The 16,350-nt window shown below is 62.2% G+C and carries 15 protein-coding genes and 1 other RNA gene; 5 read left to right on the top strand and 11 right to left on the bottom strand.

Annotation, left to right across the window (positions count from 1 at the left end):
* Nucleotides 1-183: 183 nt before the first annotated feature.
* The 8 genes from cmk to gyrA form a co-directional block, all read right to left on the bottom strand.
* Nucleotides 184-867 carry a (d)CMP kinase gene (gene cmk / locus BX592_RS17970; protein WP_134193168.1) on the bottom strand — a complete coding sequence of 228 codons (684 nt, stop codon included), beginning with the start codon at nt 865-867 and terminating at the stop codon, nt 184-186.
* 52 nt (nt 868-919) lie between these two features.
* Nucleotides 920-2,224 (bottom strand): 3-phosphoshikimate 1-carboxyvinyltransferase, encoded by a 1,305-nt coding sequence (aroA, locus tag BX592_RS34480; RefSeq protein ID WP_243849601.1) that lies wholly within the window; start codon nt 2,222-2,224, stop codon nt 920-922.
* A gap of 21 nt (nt 2,225-2,245) precedes the next feature.
* Nucleotides 2,246-3,208 carry a prephenate dehydrogenase gene (locus BX592_RS34485; RefSeq protein WP_243849602.1) on the bottom strand — a complete coding sequence of 321 codons (963 nt, stop codon included), beginning with the start codon at nt 3,206-3,208 and terminating at the stop codon, nt 2,246-2,248.
* A gap of 65 nt (nt 3,209-3,273) precedes the next feature.
* Complete coding sequence (gene hisC / locus BX592_RS17980; RefSeq protein WP_134193169.1) at nt 3,274-4,386, bottom strand: histidinol-phosphate transaminase; 1,113 nt, start codon at nt 4,384-4,386, stop codon at nt 3,274-3,276.
* A 109-nt stretch (nt 4,387-4,495) separates the two neighbouring features.
* Entirely contained in the window at nt 4,496-5,578 is a 1,083-nt protein-coding gene (gene pheA, locus BX592_RS17985) for a prephenate dehydratase (RefSeq protein ID WP_134193170.1), read from the bottom strand.
* Nucleotides 5,579-5,635: 57 nt separating this feature from the next.
* Nucleotides 5,636-6,718: a 3-phosphoserine/phosphohydroxythreonine transaminase gene (serC, locus tag BX592_RS17990; protein WP_134193171.1), complete on the bottom strand. Its 1,083-nt coding sequence runs from the start codon at nt 6,716-6,718 to the stop codon at nt 5,636-5,638.
* 153 nt (nt 6,719-6,871) lie between these two features.
* Nucleotides 6,872-7,504 carry a DUF2059 domain-containing protein gene (locus BX592_RS17995; RefSeq protein WP_134193172.1) on the bottom strand — a complete coding sequence of 211 codons (633 nt, stop codon included), beginning with the start codon at nt 7,502-7,504 and terminating at the stop codon, nt 6,872-6,874.
* 135 nt (nt 7,505-7,639) lie between these two features.
* A complete protein-coding gene (gene gyrA / locus BX592_RS18000; protein WP_134193173.1) occupies nt 7,640-10,297 on the bottom strand; it encodes a DNA gyrase subunit A in 2,658 nt (885 codons plus the stop codon).
* Nucleotides 10,298-10,855: 558 nt separating this feature from the next.
* Between gyrA and ompA the strand changes: the two genes are divergently transcribed.
* From ompA to ssrA, 4 genes are all read left to right on the top strand, one after another.
* Entirely contained in the window at nt 10,856-11,503 is a 648-nt protein-coding gene (gene ompA / locus BX592_RS18005; protein WP_134193174.1) for an outer membrane protein OmpA, read from the top strand.
* 222 nt (nt 11,504-11,725) lie between these two features.
* Nucleotides 11,726-12,424, top strand: coding sequence for a bifunctional 2-polyprenyl-6-hydroxyphenol methylase/3-demethylubiquinol 3-O-methyltransferase UbiG (ubiG, locus tag BX592_RS18010; RefSeq protein ID WP_134193175.1), 699 nt, complete (start codon nt 11,726-11,728; stop codon nt 12,422-12,424).
* Nucleotides 12,425-12,459: 35 nt separating this feature from the next.
* The gene (locus BX592_RS18015) at nt 12,460-13,176 is read left to right on the top strand and encodes an HAD family hydrolase (RefSeq protein WP_134193176.1); all 717 of its coding nucleotides are present in this window, start codon (nt 12,460-12,462) and stop codon (nt 13,174-13,176) included.
* A gap of 138 nt (nt 13,177-13,314) precedes the next feature.
* Nucleotides 13,315-13,684: a transfer-messenger RNA gene (gene ssrA, locus BX592_RS18020) on the top strand.
* Between the two features lie 118 nt (nt 13,685-13,802).
* On the opposite strand, the gene BX592_RS34865 is transcribed toward ssrA, so the two are convergent.
* The gene (locus BX592_RS34865) at nt 13,803-13,937 is read right to left on the bottom strand and encodes a hypothetical protein (RefSeq protein ID WP_279589195.1); all 135 of its coding nucleotides are present in this window, start codon (nt 13,935-13,937) and stop codon (nt 13,803-13,805) included.
* Nucleotides 13,938-14,293: 356 nt separating this feature from the next.
* Between BX592_RS34865 and BX592_RS18025 the strand changes: the two genes are divergently transcribed.
* Complete coding sequence (locus tag BX592_RS18025; protein ID WP_134193177.1) at nt 14,294-14,653, top strand: COG4315 family predicted lipoprotein; 360 nt, start codon at nt 14,294-14,296, stop codon at nt 14,651-14,653.
* A gap of 131 nt (nt 14,654-14,784) precedes the next feature.
* Here the strand turns inward: BX592_RS18025 and BX592_RS18030 are convergent, their stop codons facing one another.
* Together BX592_RS18030 and BX592_RS18035 are read right to left on the bottom strand one after the other, a co-directional pair.
* On the bottom strand, nt 14,785-15,054 hold the full coding sequence (locus BX592_RS18030; RefSeq protein ID WP_134193178.1) for a hypothetical protein: 270 nt from the start codon (nt 15,052-15,054) through the stop codon (nt 14,785-14,787).
* Nucleotides 15,055-15,249: 195 nt separating this feature from the next.
* Nucleotides 15,250-16,341 (bottom strand): substrate-binding domain-containing protein, encoded by a 1,092-nt coding sequence (locus tag BX592_RS18035; RefSeq protein WP_134193179.1) that lies wholly within the window; start codon nt 16,339-16,341, stop codon nt 15,250-15,252.
* Nucleotides 16,342-16,350 lie beyond the last annotated feature (9 nt).

Raw genomic sequence — 16,350 nt, forward strand, 5'->3', positions numbered from 1 at the left:
TTCGAACGCCACACGGGGTTAAGGGGTGGATACACGCTTCGCCACACTGGCGGAGCACCAACTACGTACTGCCTTGCTACGGTCTACTACGATCGTTCGACGCGGATTTTGAAACCCGGTAAAACCCGGCATTCACTCAGCCATTCCGGATTTCCCGAACTTCTGTTCGCCGTTCGTGTGCTTTTACGCTTTCACGCTGGCGTGATGCCACTGGACGACCTGGTCGACCGCTTCGTCAATCGACAGCGTGGACGTATCCAGCAGCTTTGCATCGGCTGCGGGCTTGAGCGGCGCGGCAGTGCGCTGACTGTCGCGCTCGTCGCGTTCGCGCAAATCCCGGAGCAAGTCATCCATATTAGCAGAAAATCCTTTTTGGATCAATTGCTTATGCCGGCGCGCCGCACGCGCCTCGACGCTTGCTGTCAGGAACACTTTTAGACCCGCATCGGGGAAGATCACCGTGCCCATGTCGCGGCCATCGGCGACCAGTCCGGGCACCTTGCGAAACGCGCGCTGCCGCGCGACCAGCGCGGCTCGCACCGGCGCGTGTATGGCGATCGCCGACGCCCGGTTGCCGATCTCCTCGGCGCGAATCTCAGTCGATACATCGACGCCGTCGAGCTGCGCGATGCCTTCGCGGAACGTGATGTGCAGATCGTCAATCAGTTTTGCAAGGGAATCGGCATCGTCGGGCGCAATGTCGTAGCGGATGCTGGCGAGCGCGGCAAGCCGGTACAGCGCGCCGCTATCGAGCAGGTGGAACCCGAGTTGGGCGGCGACCAGCGCGGCGACGGTGCCCTTGCCGGAGGCAGTCGGGCCGTCGATCGTGATGACGGGCGTCTGGTGAAAGGGACGGGTCGGTTTCATCTAATAGTGTGGTCAGTCGCGCGTCGGCTCGGTCGGGACGAAGTCCAGGAAATTATGGCTGCGCGAGCGCGATAAAGCGCTCGAAATAATCGGGGAACGTCTTCGCGACGCACTTCGGGTCGTTGATACGCACCGGCACCCGGCCGAGGCTCACCAGCGAAAAGCACATCGCCATACGATGATCGTCATACGTATCGATCGCCGCATTCGGCGTCAATTTCGCCGGCGGCACGACCACAAGATGATCTTCACCCTCGGTCACTTTCGCGCCCACCTTGCGCAGTTCGGTGGCCATCGCGGCCAGCCGATCGGTTTCCTTGACGCGCCAGCTCGCAATGTTGCGCAGTGTCGTCGCACCGTCGGCGAACAACGCCGCGACGGCGATCGTCATCGCGGCGTCCGGAATCAGGTTGAAATCCATGTCGATCGGTTCGAGCTTGCCGTCGTCCCGGCCGACGCCGCGCACCTCAATCCAGTCGTCACCCATCAACACGTTCCCGCCCATTCTGATCAGCGCGTCGGCAAAGCCGATGTCGCCCTGAATGCTCGCGCGGCCCACGCCTTCGACGCGCAGCGGCCCGCCGCCGAGCACGCCGGCAGCAAGGAAGTACGACGCCGACGACGCATCGCCCTCGACCATGATTCGCCCCGGCGACTGATAGCGCACCCCCGCCGGCACCGTGAAGCGATGCCAGCCGTCGCGCTCGACCTCGACGCCAAAGCGCGCCATCAGCTTCATCGTGATGTCGATATACGGTTTCGAGATCAGTTCGCCGTCCACCTCGAGCACCGTCGCGCCGTTGCCGTTGCGCACGAGCGGCAGCGTCATCAGCAGCGCGGTCAGGAACTGGCTCGACACGTCGCCACGCACGCGGATCGGCGCTTCGACGGTGATCTGCGCCGGGCGGATACGCAGCGGCGGATAACCTTCGTTCTGCTCGTATTCGATGTTCGCGCCGATCTGCCGCAGCCCGTCGACCAGATCGCCGATCGGCCGCTCGTGCATGCGCGGCACGCCGTGCACGCGGTAATTGCCGCCGTTCACCGCCAGCGCGGCCGTCAGCGGCCGGATCGCGGTGCCCGCGTTACCAAGGAACAGATCGGCGGTACGCGCGGTAAACGCACCGCGCGTACCGGTCACCACGCAGACGTCGCCGTCGCGCTTCAGCTTCACGCCGAGCGTTTCGAGCGCGGCGATCATCACGCGCGTATCGTCCGAATCGAGCAGATTCGTGATTGTCGTTTCGCCTTCGGCGAGCGCCGCGAGCAGCAGCACGCGATTCGAAATGCTCTTCGAACCGGGCAGGCGAATCGTGCCGGACACGCGGGAAAACGGTCCGAGGTCGAGAAAGTCCATGATGGGAGGTCCAGTTTTCTATTATTTCGACGGATCGCCGCCCGACGGATCGCCGTTGTACGCGCCAGATTGCGCCGCAGGCCGCGCGGCACGCAGTTGCCAGTCGGCACGCGCGGCGCGCGAGCGGGCAAACACCGCCTCCAGTGACGCACCATCGCCCGATTCGATCGCGGTACGCAATGCGACAAGAACCGCAGTGTAACTGTCGATCTCTTCGAGCAGCGCATCACGATTCGCGATGCAGATGTCGCGCCACATTTCCGGGCTCGACGCGGCGATTCGCGTGAAATCGCGAAAGCCGCCCGAAGCGAACGCAAACCGCAGCGCCGCGTCGCGCGATTGCAGAATCTGCTCGACGTAAGCAAAGGCCAGCACATGCGGCAGATGACTCACCGACGCCAGCACGCGGTCGTGCTGCGGCGGCGCCATCTCATGCACGGTCGCACCTGCTGCGCGCCACATGTCGGCGATGCGCGCGAGTGCCGCCGGCGTGTTCTCCGGTAGCGGGCACAGCACGACGTTACGGTCGACATAAAGATCGGGCAACGCCGCCTCGACACCGCTCGCTTCGCGTCCGGCGATCGGATGCCCCGGTACGAACTGCCCGATACGCGCGCCGAGCGCCGCGCGCGCGGCTTCGACGACATCCGCCTTGGTGCTGCCCGCATCGGTGATTACGGTCGCCGCGCCAAGAAACGGCGCGATGCGCTCGAGGAGCGAGCGCGTCTGCGCGACCGGCGCGGCCAGCAACACGATGTCCGCACCGTCGAGCGCGGCGGCCAGTGCACGATCGTCGTCGAGCGCGACCGCACTGTCGATCACGCCGAGCTCGCGCGCGCGAACCGTCGAAGCGGCACTGCGTCCGACGCCGACCACCTCGCGCGCGCCGCCCGTGTTGGCACGTTCGCGCAGCGCGCGCACGAGCGATCCGCCGATCAGTCCAACGCCGAAAACAACCAGTTTTTCAAAAGAGAACGCAGCCACTTGAGCTCGGATAAAAAGCGCGCCGGAAACCGTTGAGCGTCGGCGCGGGGATCGATGTGAAGCGCTCAGACCGCGGCAAGCGTCTTTTCGAGCGCCGCGAGAAACGCTTCGTTTTCTTCCGGAAGACCGACCGTCACGCGCAACCATTGCGGCAAGCCGTAGCTGCCAACCGGCCGCACAATCACGCCCTGTTTCAGCAGTTCGAGATTGACGCGATCGCCGGCACTGTCGTCGTGGCCGACGCGCACCAGCACGAAGTTGCCGTGCGACGGCACATACTCGAGGCCGAGTTTGTCGAAAGCCTCGGTGAAGCGCCGGTAACCCTGTGCGTTGAGCGCGGCGCTCTTCTCGAGAAACGGTTTGTCGTTGAGCGCGGCGACCGCGGCGGCCTGCGCGAGCGTATTCACGTTGAAAGGCTGGCGCAGCCGGTTCAGCAGATCGGTCAGTTCCGGCTGCGCAATCGCGAAGCCGACGCGCAGACCGGCAAGACCGAACGCCTTCGAAAAAGTACGCGACACGAGCAGGTTCGGATAGCGGCGCACCCATCCGATCGAGTCATAACGGTTGTCCGCCGACAGGTATTCCGTGTAGGCCTCGTCCAGCACAACGACCACATGACGCGGCACCTTCGCGAGAAACGCTTCGAGTTTCGGGCCCTCGACGAACGTGCCGGTCGGGTTGTTCGGGTTCGCGACGAACACGAGCCGTGTATCGTCGGCGATCGCAGCCGCCATTGCGTCGAGATCGTGGCCGTACTTCACCGCCGGCGCGACGATCGCACGCGCGCCGAGACCTTGCGTCGCGAGCGCGTAAATCGCGAACGAGTATTGCGAATACACCACCGACTGACTCTTCTCGACGAACGCATGCGCGGCCATCTCGAGAATATCGTTGCTGCCGTTGCCGAGTGTGATCCAGTCGGTCGGCACGCCGTAATGCGTGGACAGCGCCTCTTTCAGTTCGAACGCATTCGAATCCGGATAACGGCCGAGTTCGCCCGCCGCCCGGGCCATCGCGCGCTGCGCGGATTCCGGCATGCCAAGCGGGTTTTCATTCGACGCGAGTTTCACGATGCGCGCTTCGTCGAGACCGAACTGGCGGGCCACTTCCGAAATCGGCTTGCCGGCGACATAGGGCGCAATCGCGCGAACGTAGGAAGGGCCGTAGGACGTTGTCATATCTATCTCCGGGTCGACAAATCGACTATCTGTACTGATGGGTGCGGCGCAGCGCGCGTCGCCGGTCGATCGGCGTAGGCGGCCGCGCCCGCCGCGACGCAGACGCGCGTCAGCGTGCGCGCGGATACGAACCCAGAATCTTCAGGAACGCCGCTTTCTGATCGAGTTCAGTCAGGGCCGCCGAGACTGCCGGATCGTCGCGATGGCCCTCGAGGTCGATGTAGAAGTAGTACTCCCACGTTCCGACCCGCGCCGGGCGCGATTCGAATCGCGTCATCGACACGCCATGGCGCGCGAGCGGCTCGAGCAGCTTGAACATCGCGCCCGGCTCGTTGGCGACCGAAACGATCAGCGATGTCTTGTCGTATCCGCTCGGCCCCGACGGCTGCTTGCCGATCATCACGAAACGCGTGCGGTTGTGCGGGTCGTCCTGGATCAGCGAGTACGCGATCTGCAGCCCGTATTGCGACGCCGCGCGTTCGCCGGCGATCGCGGCGACGCTCGGGTCTTCCGCCGCGAGCCGCGCGCCTTCCGCATTGCTCGACACCGCTTGCCGCTCGAGATGCGGGGCATGCGTCGACAGCCAGCGCTGGCATTGCGCGAGCGCCTGCGGATGCGCGCACACGCGCTTGATACCGGTCAGCTCGCCGCTCACGGTCAGCAGATTGTGATGGATCGGCAGCGCGAGTTCGCCGCCGATCAGCAATTGCGTCTGCAACAGCAGATCGAGCGTGCGCGACACCGCGCCTTCAGTGGAATTCTCGATCGGTACGACGCCGAACTCGGCGCTTCCCGCTTCGGCTGAGCGAAACACTTCGTCGATCGACGGGCACGCAAGCCCTTCGATCGACTGACCGAAGTACTCGTGCATCGCCTGTTCGCTATACGTGCCGACCGGTCCGAGAAACGCGACCTGAATGTTCTTTTCTAGCGCGCGGCTCGCGGCCATGATCTCGCGCCAGATCGCGCTGATGTGCTCGTCGACCAGTGGCCCGTCACTGATGTCCTGCAGCCGCGCGATCACTTGCTGCTCGCGCTCCGGGCGGAACACCGGCGCGTTGAAATGTTTCTTGATTTCGCCTACTTCGAGCGCGACTGCGGCGCGCTGATTGAGCAAAGCGATCAGCTGCGCGTCGATCGCGTCGATGCGGTCGCGCAGCGGTTTGAGTCGTGAGTTAAGTTCGTCGTCCATGCTAGTGACTTGCCACGGCTGTATCGTCCCATGCGCGTGCTGAAACCGGACACCCGGTCATGCGCCGCGCCGTTCAAACTCTTTCATGTAGTCGACGAGCGCCTTCACGCCGTCGAGCGCCACCGCGTTGTAGATTGACGCCCGCATGCCGCCGACGGACTTGTGGCCCTTCAGCTGCACCAGCCCGCGCGCTTTAGCGCCGGCCAGGAAATCGTCGTTACGCGATTCGTCGGCGAGGAAGAACGGCACGTTCATCCGCGACCGCGCGCCCCGCTCCACTTTATTCAGATAGAAGCCGCTCGCGTCGATCGTGTCGTACAGCAGCTTCGCTTTTTCGACATTGCGCGCTTCGATCGCGCGCAAGCCGCCCTGCTTCTTCAACCACTTGAACACGAGCCCGGCGATGTAGATCGCGTAGGTCGGCGGCGTGTTGTACATCGAATTGTTCAGCGCGACCGTCTTCCACTCGAACGCCGATGGGCACACGGACATCGCGCGATCGAGCAGGTCCTCGCGCACGATCACAACCGTCACGCCGGCGATACCGATATTCTTCTGCGCGCCGCCGAACAGCACGCCATACTTCGCGACGTCCATCGGACGCGACAGCAGGTGCGACGACGCGTCGGCGACCAGCGGGATGTCGCCGAGATCCGGAATCTCGAACGTCTCGACGCCGTGAATGGTTTCGTTCGTGCACAGGTGCACGTAAGCCGGGTCCGCGGACAGTTGCCATTCGGCGCGCGCCGGCGCGCGGGTAAAACCGTCGGCGGTCTGACCGCTCGCGGCCAGGTGCACGGCGCCATATTTCTTCGCTTCGTTGAACGACTTTTGCGACCACGAACCGGTGATGACGAAGTCCGCGCGCGGCTTCGTGCCGAACAGGTTCATCGGCACAATCGCGTTTTCGCCAAGCCCGCCGCCCTGCAGAAACAGGATCTGATGACTCGACGGCACCGCGAGCAACTCACGCAGATCGACGAGCGCCTCCTCGTGGATCGACATGAATTCCTTGCCGCGATGGCTCATTTCCATCACGCTCATGCCGCTGCCATGCCAGTCGAGCATTTCGTCGGCCGCCTGGCGCAGCACTTCTTCGGGCAAAGCCGCCGGGCCAGCGGAGAAATTGAAGACGCGCATTGAGAGAATTCCGGAAACGGACGCGCGGTAGACAAAGACCGGATTCGCGCCCAAAAAGACAATGGCCGTCTGCGCGCTTGCGCAAACGGCCATTATCGCATCGACGCCGGGAACCCGCCATGCCGGCGGCCCACCGTCAACTCAAGCTGCAGCTTACTTGGCGCCCGGCTTGGCCGACGAGACCGAAGCGACTTCCTTGTCCGCCTGATCACGGGTTGCCTTGATCGATTGCGGCATGTACTTCTGCATCAGGCTGTTCACGACGTCGCGGCCCACCTGATCTTGCACCTGAATGAACTTGCGGCCGGTCGGGCTCTTGTAGAACGACGTCAGATCCTTGATTTCCTGCGTCGAGTAGTACTTCGCATACGCGTCGTACTGCGCTTGCATCGCATCCTGGCGGAAAGCGTCGGTCGCGAACACCTGGCCTGCGGAATCAACCAGCTTCGGCACCGCGTTCTTTTGCAGCGCCGGCACCGATGCCTGCTTCTGCTTGTCCGTCATCGTCTTGTTTTCCGACAGCGCGTCCGACAGGATGGCCGGGACGAGCTGCTTTGCCTGCATTTGTGCGCTGTTGCCGATTGCGCCGACCAGCTTCTGCGCATCGATCGCGTCGAGCAGGTCCTTGATCGCGGCCTGCTTGGCCGGATCGACCGGCGCGGCTGCCGGTGCTGCGGGTGCAGCCGCTGCCGGCGCGGCCGGCTGCTGGTTCTGCAGCGCCTGCGCCATCGCGAAGGTCGGCACGAAAGCGGCCAGCATCATCCACAGTTTGAATCGAGTTTGCATCACTACTCCCTAAAAGAAATTTGATTCACATGCCCGCCGCGCGGACCCGTGCATCGGCCTATCCGATGCACGGACTCACGCGCGTGCGGTTCGTACGGGTTACAAGGAAACCTTGGCGTGCGTCAGACCGGGGGATCAGGCCGACACGCCTCCGTCGCCGTCCGGACCGTTGTCGTCGTCGCCGCCGTGGTTGCCGTTCTCGGCTGAACCCTCGGCGTCGCCGTCCACATCGGCTTCCGCCTCGGCAATATGCTGCAGACCGGAAAGCTTGGTGCCTTCATCAAGGCTGATGAGTGTAACACCTTGCGTTGCACGGCCCATCTCACGGATCTCCGATACCCGCGTGCGAATCAGCACACCGGTGTCGGTAATCAGCATGATCTGCGCTTCCTGATCGACCAGTGTCGCGGCGACCACCTTGCCGTTACGTTCGGACGTCTGGATTGCGATCATTCCTTTGGTGCCACGGCCGTGGCGCGTGTACTCGGTGATCGGCGTGCGCTTGCCGTAACCGTTTTCGGTGGCGGTCAGCACCGACTGCTGCTCATCGCCGGCGACGAGCAGCGCTATGACCTGCTGCGCTTCGTCGAGCTGCATGCCGCGTACGCCACGCGCTTCGCGGCCCATCGGCCGGACATCGTTTTCGTCGAAGCGCACCGCCTTGCCCGAATCGGAGAACAGCATCACGTCATGCTCACCGTCCGTAATCGCCGCGCCGATCAGATAATCGCCGTCGTCGAGACCGACCGCAATGATGCCTTTACGCAGCGGCCGGCTGAACTGCTCGAGCGGCGTTTTCTTGACCGTGCCAAGCGCAGTCGCCATAAACACGTATTTGTCCGCCGAGAACTCCTTGACCGGCAGCACCACCGTGATCTTCTCGCCTTCCTGCAACGGGAACATATTGACGATCGGCCGGCCGCGCGAATTGCGCGAGCCTTGCGGCACTTCGTACACCTTTACCCAGTAGACACGCCCGCGGTTCGAGAAACACAGGATGTGATCGTGCGTGTTCGCGATGAACAGCGCGTCGATCCAGTCGTCTTCCTTCATCGACGTCGCCTGTTTGCCGCGACCTCCGCGCTTTTGGGCCCGATATTCGGACAACGGTTGCGATTTCACATAACCGGCGTGTGACATCGTGACAACCATGTCCTGCGGCGTAATCAGGTCTTCGGTGTTCAGCTCCGTCGCGTTCATCTCGATCTTTGAGCGACGTTCGTCACCAAATTCGCTCCTGATCGACGTGAGTTCGTCGACGATGATCGCGGCAATGCGTTCCGGCCGCGCGAGGATGTCGAGCAGATCGGCGATCTGCGCCATCACTTCGCGGTACTCGCCGATGATCTTGTCCTGCTCGAGGCCGGTGAGGCGCTGCAAGCGCATTTGCAGGATTTCCTGCGCCTGCGTATCGGACAGGCGATACAGCCCGTCGCCCTGCATGCCGAACGACGGATTCAAGCCTTCCGGACGATAGGCTTCGCGGCCGCCCGCTTCCGCGTTTTCCGCTTCCGCACGCTGCAGCATTTCGCGCACGAGCGACGAATCCCACGAGCGGGCCATCAGCTCCTGCTTCGCGATTGGCGGCGTCGGCGCGGCCTTGATGATATTGATGAACTCGTCGATGTTCGCCAGCGCGACCGCCAGACCTTCGAGCACGTGGCCGCGTTCGCGCGCCTTACGCAGTTCATAGATCGTGCGCCGCGTCAGCACCTCGCGGCGATGCGACAGGAAATGCGTGAGCATTTCCTTAAGATTCAGCAGCTTCGGCTGGCCGTCGACGAGCGCGACCATATTCATGCCGAACGTGTCCTGCAGCTGCGTCGCCTTGTACAGGTTGTTCAGAATGACTTCCGGCACTTCGCCGCGCTTCAGCTCGATCACGACGCGCATGCCGCTCTTGTCGGATTCGTCGCGGATGTCCGAGATGCCTTCCAGCTTCTTCTCGTTGACAAGCTCAGCGATGCGCTCGAGAAGCGAGCGCTTGTTCACCTGATACGGCAGCTCGTCGACGATGATCGCCATGCGTTGGCCGCGGTCGATTTCCTCGAAGTGCGTGAGCGCGCGCATCACCACGCGGCCACGACCAGTTCGGTAGCCGTCGCGCACACCGGAGACGCCGTAGATGATGCCGGCGGTCGGGAAGTCCGGCGCGGGCACGATCTCGATCAGTTCGTCGATGGTCGCTTCCGGGTTCTTCAGCAGATGCAGGCACGCATCGACGATCTCGTTCAGGTTATGCGGGGGGATATTGGTCGCCATACCGACCGCAATACCCGACGAGCCGTTGATCAGCAGGTTCGGAATGCGCGCGGGCAGAATGGCCGGCTCGTTTTCGCTACCGTCGTAGTTCGGCTGGAAATCGACGGTTTCCTTGTCGATGTCGGCGAGCAGCTCGTGACCGATCTTCGCCATGCGGATTTCGGTGTAGCGCATCGCCGCGGCATTGTCGCCGTCGACCGAACCGAAATTGCCCTGCCCGTCGACCAGCATGTAGCGCAGCGAAAAATCCTGCGCCATGCGGACAATCGTGTCATAGACCGCGGTATCGCCGTGCGGGTGATATTTACCGATGACGTCGCCGACAATACGCGCCGACTTCTTGTACGCGCGGTTCCAGTCGTTGTTCAACTCGTGCATCGCGAAAAGCACGCGGCGGTGCACCGGCTTCAGGCCGTCGCGGACATCGGGAAGTGCGCGCCCTACGATCACGCTCATCGCGTACTCGATGTACGAGCGGCGCATTTCCTCCTCTAGGGAGATTGGCAGAGTCTCTTTGGCGAATTGATCCATTGTCCGTGTCGTTTACGTGCGGCGACCACCAGCGCTTACGTGCAGTTACGCGCAGGTTACCTGCCGTTTCCACGTAGTTTTCGCGCAATTCCGGTCTGAAAGAAACCGTAAGATGGTGCCCCGCGGCGGCGCTGCGATCTCAGCGCATCACGCGATTCTACCATGCGGCGCAATCGCGCCCCCGGCCTGCGTATACCTATTAGCGGGGATGCGCAGGCACCGGAGCGACGCATCGCGGCATGCACCACATTTGCATCTGTTTTCCGCATCAATCGGCGGGCCCGGTTTCTGCTCCCTCCCGCGCTGCGCCAGGCTGGGCATGGCTTTTGTTGCGCATGCACCACATTCGATGGACGCTGGATATAGGGGAGGGATTTTTTTATCGTCGGAAGGGAACGATATGGCAAAATGCCAACGCACAAAGTTAGACACTGCTCGAAGTCTATACAGCGCGTCTTTTGTTCCGCACCAATGTTATACTTCGAGCAATGTATGACGTGTCTAAAGTCAACAAGCTCGCAGTAAACCTGCGGTAATCTCAATTTCGAGAGGAGAAATATGAATAAACTTTCAAAGCTCGCGTTCATTGCAGCTACCGCAGTGATGGCTGCATCGGCGTCGGCACAGTCGGTGCCGGCGTCGCGACAGGCAGTTAACGACAACTGGGTGAACGGCACCGGCGAATACGTGTGGATGAACGGCACGAACGAGCTTTGCTGGCGCGACGCGTTCTGGACGCCGGCAACGGCTAACGCAAAGTGCGACGGCGCACTTGTCGCACAGGCTCCGACCCCGCCGGCACCGGCGCCGGTCGCTCCGGCTATCACGAGCCAAAAGATTACCTATCAGGCTGACACGCTGTTCGACTTCGACAAGGCTGTCCTGAAGCCGGCTGGCAAGGAAAAACTGGATGAACTGGCAGCGAAGATCCAGGGCCTGAACCTCGAAGTGGTCGTCGCAACGGGCTACACCGACCGCATCGGTACGGTTGCGTACAACGACCGTCTGTCGCTGCGTCGTGCTCAAGCTGTGAAGGCATACCTCGTCAGCAAGGGCATCGACTCCAACCGTATCTACACGGAAGGCAAGGGCAAGCGCAACCCGGTTACGACGGGCTGCAACCAGAAGAACCGCAAGGCACTTATCGCCTGCCTCGCACCGGATCGCCGCGTGGAAGTCGAAGTGGTCGGTACCGCGAAGCAGTAAGCGTCAAGTTACCGCAGCATCAAAGCCCCGCCACGGCGGGGCTTTTTTTATCCAATGTGATGTTCACCGCCACGGGCGTCCGTCCGGCTGGCGAGCGTCCGGCCGGTGACGACCCACGGTCACGGACGCGTCGGGCGGGCTTTTTGCTGCGCCTGGCGGTGACCTATATACTCAGGGCTTGTCCTCGTTGCCCTGCTCATCCGCCTTCAAGGCCGTATGAACATGACCAATGCCGATCCCCACGAACTGCAGAAATTCAGCGATCTCGCGCACCGATGGTGGGACCCCAATGCCGAATTCAAACCGCTGCATGAACTGAACCCCGTACGGCTCGACTGGATCGACGGACATGCGCATCTCACCGGCAAGCGCGTGCTCGATATCGGATGCGGCGGTGGCATCCTGTCCGAGTCGATGGCGGGATTGGGCGCATCGGTCAAAGGCATCGACCTTTCCCGCGAAGCGCTTGGCGTGGCCGATCTGCACAGCCTCGAAAGCGGCATTACCGTCGAATACGAGGAAATCGCGGCCGAGGCGTTGGCCGCGCGCGACCCCGCGAGCTTCGACGTCGTTACCTGCATGGAAATGCTCGAGCACGTGCCCGATCCCGCGCAAATCGTCGCGGCCTGCAAGACGCTCGTCAAGCCTGGCGGCTGGGTGTTCTTCTCGACGCTGAACCGCAACCTGAAGTCCTACCTGTTCGCGGTGATCGGCGCCGAATACATCGCGCGGATGTTGCCGAGAGGCACGCACGACTACGCGCGCTTTATCCGCCCGTCCGAACTGGCCGGGTTCGTGCGCGCCGCCGAGCTGACCACGGTGGAGATCAAGGGCATCGTGTATCACCCTCTTGGCAAGCACTTCGCGCTGTCGTCCGACACGAGCGTCAACTATATGCTTGCCTGCCGTCGTGAAGCGTGATCGCGGCGCCTGACCAACCTCCGCACCGTACTCACATGAGCGATTCCACTCCTCTGCCGCAACGCGAAGACGACGACACATCGATCGGTCTTTGTCAGGGCATCCTTTTCGATCTCGACGGCACGCTTGCCGACACCGCACCCGACCTCGCCGCCGCGGTCAACAAGATGCGTCATGACCGCGGGCTCGACATGGTGCCACTCGAGCGGCTGCGGCCACTCGCATCGGCGGGCGCGCGTGGTCTGCTGGCAGGCGGTTTCGGCATCGGCCCGGAAGACCACGGGTTCGCGTCGATGCGAGAAGAGTTTCTCGCGAACTATGAAGCGGATCTCTGCATCGAAACCACCCTCTTTCCGGGCGTCGGCGAACTGCTGGACTACCTCGACGAGCGCGGCACGCGCTGGGGCATCGTGACCAACAAGGTCGCGCGACTGACCGAGCCGCTGGTCGCGCAACTCGGGCTCGACACGCGCGCGGGATGCGTCGTCAGCGGCGACACTACGCCGCATTCGAAGCCACATCCGGCGCCGCTGCTGCACGCGGCGAAGGAACTGGGTTTGCCGCCCGAACGGATCGTCTATGTCGGCGACGACCTGCGCGATGTTCAGGCGGGATTTGCAGCGGGTATGGTCACCGTTGCCGCCGCGTACGGGTATTGCGGCAGCAACGACCTGCCGCCTACGCAATGGCACGCGAAGCACGTGGTTCAATCGCCGGCGGATCTGCAACAGCTCTTGCGGGACATCTGCTAGCGGCCCGCACATCCGCCGCCGGACGCAACCGGACCTTTTCAGCGCGGCACGCCAGGCGGATCTCCATATGTCCGTGACGTGACACCCCCGCTATTGTAAAATCACCTTGGACCCACAGATGTGGGTCTTTCCTACTGTGGGGGCGACCTGGTTTCGACAGGGGTTGCGAAGCGGTCAGGGCATGTCGAGGACCCGTCACCTCGTTAATCAATGGGAAAAACGTAACTGCAAACGACGATACGTTCGCACTGGCAGCCTAACGGCCGCCGTCCTCTGCCTGGCTCACTGACGGGCTAGCGTCGCAAGACCGGTAGCAATACCGCCAGAGGTCATTTACGTCAGTTAAGCCCGGGTGGCGTCACGACGCCTGGGTCGAAAATCTAGTGAATCGCTGTAGCGCAGCGTGTTCGTCCGCGTCGCTCCGGTTAAATCAAAAGACAGGACTAAACATGTAGAACTGGTCGTAGAGCGCTACTGGACGCGGGTTCGATTCCCGCCGCCTCCACCACTCATTTTCACACCGCGCCTCACGTCGTGCGGACTGCATCAAAACGGGCACCTTACCCGCGCTCAAGTCGCGCTTTAGCAAACGGCCCCTTTCGGGGCCGCTTTCACATCTGCACGCGTTACGAGCTTGCCTTCGGGCAGGACGGGACGAGCGTCGGACCGTTGTTTAGCATCAGCACGGTGGTGGTGTTGCCCTTGTTGCCGCCGCCCGCGATAGTGGATTTCGACAGTTGGTTGCGATCGATTTTTTGCATTTAGACACCTTTAAAACAGTAGATTAAATTAAGGTCCGGTAATAACAGGAGCTGTATTTCCGAACCACGGTCATCATAGAGACCGCTTTAATCGCAAAAAATCGCGATTGACATCATTTAACCCGCTTGGTCCTTTCCCTGGGCGAATCGCCGAATTTTCCGACTATCGTAGAAGACGCGGCCGTCGCGCTCAGGTATCTGGCGTGAGTAACTGTTGTAATGTGCAACGATTGAACGCACACGGAATAATCACGTGTTGCCGCTCGTTTATTGCGCGCATGTTGCCGAAGCGCGGCTCATGCGCGAATTTCAATGCATACACTCCAGCACACAACGTTCATAACAGGAGCAGCATCATGCGCAAGACTCTTCTCTTCCTCGCCACCATCGCGCTCTCGCATACGGCGTTTGCAGAAATGCCGAAGGCAATGGGTGGACATTTCGTCGATGCCGAGGGCTACACGCTGTACACATTCGACAAGGACACAACACCTGGTCAGAGCGCTTGCAGCGGCGCCTGCTCGAAGAAATGGCCGGCTGCGCAAGCCAGCGCGAGCGACAAGGCATCGGGAGACTGGACGGTGATCAGCGGCGCTGACGGCGTCAGGCAATGGGCGTATAAGGGCCATCCGCTCTACCGCTTCGCCGATGACAAGAAGCCGGGCGACACCGCCGGCGACAACTTCCGCGATGTATGGCACATCGCCAAGCCGTAACGAAGAACGCGCCGCTGAAAAGCGGCGCGTGAATCAGGCGCGGCCGGTCCAGAACCATGCGCGGAAACGTTACGCTAACCAGCGATCAGTTTGCGAGTCTCACGAGCCGAACCCGTTCGTGACCGCGCTGCTCACTTCGGATCGTCCGGGCATTTCAGATTGCAGCCATCGGGGTCACCGTTGTCGCCGCGCTTGCGCAGCGCCGACGGCGCGCCGCGCTGATACTTCTTTGAAGGCGCCGACGCCGCAAACTGCATCTGTGGATGGTCCTGAAAGTGAAACTCGTCCGACAGAATGCCGCCCGGCACCCCCGGCGAATTTTGCGCGAACGCGACCGAAACGGTGGCGAGAAGTGCGCCGGCCGAAGCGGCGGCGACGATACCCTGAATAAGATATTTCATGTCGGATTCGGCGCGGTGCATAAACCGCGCGTCAAGCGTGAGACGAAGTTGTAAAGATTAGCGCAAAGTCCCGCCTGGCGCACCTTTCGCTCGCATCCGACCATTACACGTTTTTACGCGCAGCACCATACGTCGCACCTGACGCGCCACCGCCCCACGGGTTGCAGCAGACTCCTGATCGCTCCACGCAAACACTCAAGCAGACGTATCCATCGCCCGACTCGCCAAACCTTGCTCGAGCTCGACAAGCTTGCCGCAATCCTGCGGATCGTAACCATCGAGTTGGGCGACGCGCTGCCGGAACGACTCGCCGCGCAGCACCTCGAGCACGGCCGCGAGCGGCACGCGCTCGAGCCGCGCGCGCTCGCAGGCAAAGTAATAGTCTTCGTCGACGACCGGCACGAAGTCGAGCCCGAAGTGATGCGCAGCCGGTTCGACGCCAAAGCCGACGTCCGCCATGCCGCTCGCGACGAAGGCCGCGATCGCCGAATGCGTCAGTTCAGTCGACGCATAACCGTTCACCCGGTCCGGATCGACGCCGATCTGCCGCAGTGCGAGATCGAGCAGCATCCGCGTGCCGGACCCCGGTTGACGGTTGACAAAGCGGATATCGTCGCGCGCAAGATCGCTCAGGCCAGCGATCTTTTTCGGATTGCCCTTCGCAAGAAACAACCCCTGTTTGCGGCGCGTCAGATGCACGAGCACATGCCGTTGCGGATCGAGCCATTGCCGGTACTTGTCGCTGAAAGCCTCGCGAAACTCGCCGCGCGGCATATGGAAGCCAGCCAGATCGCACTCGCCGTGCGCAAGCGCGACGATCGCTTCCGCACTGTCGCGATACTTGATATCGAGCGACACGTCGTCCGCGACCAGCGCGGTCACAAGCGTCGCCACCGCATAACCATGCGACGCATGAATGCGCACATCGTCACGCGGCGGAGTCAGCCAGCGGTTCAACTCACTTGCGACTTCGCTTGCGAGCGCCTGCATATTGCCGTCGAGCCGCTCGCCGCAGAGCCGCTGCCCGCGCAGCACCGCGTGGCCGAGTTCGGACAGCACCGAGCCGCGGCCGCGCTCTTTCTCAATCAACGTGCCGCCGAGATGGGTTTCGATGCTGCGCAGCAAACCCCATGCGTGACGGTAGGACAAACCCTTAAGCGTCGCGGCTTGCGCGATGCTGCCGGTTTCGGCGACCAATGCTAAAAGTGGCACAACATCAGTCAGGCTGGTGCTCCGCCCTTCCTCGTCTCGCACGATCAGTTGTGCCTGACATTCAATTCGGATCATATATGGCGC

The sequence above is a fragment of the Paraburkholderia rhizosphaerae genome, assembly GCF_004366595.1.
Lineage (GTDB): Bacteria > Pseudomonadota > Gammaproteobacteria > Burkholderiales > Burkholderiaceae > Paraburkholderia > Paraburkholderia rhizosphaerae.

What these genes read in the sequence shown, in the direction of transcription:
- serC (WP_134193171.1), bottom strand. Translation starts at nt 6,718, where the DNA reads ATGCGCGTCTTCAATTTCTCCGCTGGCCCGGCGGCTTTGCCCGAAGAA.
- cmk (WP_134193168.1), bottom strand. Translation starts at nt 867, where the DNA reads ATGAAACCGACCCGTCCCTTTCACCAGACGCCCGTCATCACGATCGAC.
- BX592_RS18035 (WP_134193179.1), bottom strand. Translation starts at nt 16,341, where the DNA reads ATGATCCGAATTGAATGTCAGGCACAACTGATCGTGCGAGACGAGGAA.
- BX592_RS18025 (WP_134193177.1), top strand. Translation starts at nt 14,294, where the DNA reads ATGCGCAAGACTCTTCTCTTCCTCGCCACCATCGCGCTCTCGCATACG.
- ubiG (WP_134193175.1), top strand. Translation starts at nt 11,726, where the DNA reads ATGACCAATGCCGATCCCCACGAACTGCAGAAATTCAGCGATCTCGCG.
- gyrA (WP_134193173.1), bottom strand. Translation starts at nt 10,297, where the DNA reads ATGGATCAATTCGCCAAAGAGACTCTGCCAATCTCCCTAGAGGAGGAA.
- pheA (WP_134193170.1), bottom strand. Translation starts at nt 5,578, where the DNA reads ATGGACGACGAACTTAACTCACGACTCAAACCGCTGCGCGACCGCATC.
- BX592_RS18015 (WP_134193176.1), top strand. Translation starts at nt 12,460, where the DNA reads ATGAGCGATTCCACTCCTCTGCCGCAACGCGAAGACGACGACACATCG.
- BX592_RS17995 (WP_134193172.1), bottom strand. Translation starts at nt 7,504, where the DNA reads ATGCAAACTCGATTCAAACTGTGGATGATGCTGGCCGCTTTCGTGCCG.
- ompA (WP_134193174.1), top strand. Translation starts at nt 10,856, where the DNA reads ATGAATAAACTTTCAAAGCTCGCGTTCATTGCAGCTACCGCAGTGATG.
- hisC (WP_134193169.1), bottom strand. Translation starts at nt 4,386, where the DNA reads ATGACAACGTCCTACGGCCCTTCCTACGTTCGCGCGATTGCGCCCTAT.
- BX592_RS34865 (WP_279589195.1), bottom strand. Translation starts at nt 13,937, where the DNA reads ATGCAAAAAATCGATCGCAACCAACTGTCGAAATCCACTATCGCGGGC.
- BX592_RS18030 (WP_134193178.1), bottom strand. Translation starts at nt 15,054, where the DNA reads ATGAAATATCTTATTCAGGGTATCGTCGCCGCCGCTTCGGCCGGCGCA.
- aroA (WP_243849601.1), bottom strand. Translation starts at nt 2,224, where the DNA reads ATGGACTTTCTCGACCTCGGACCGTTTTCCCGCGTGTCCGGCACGATT.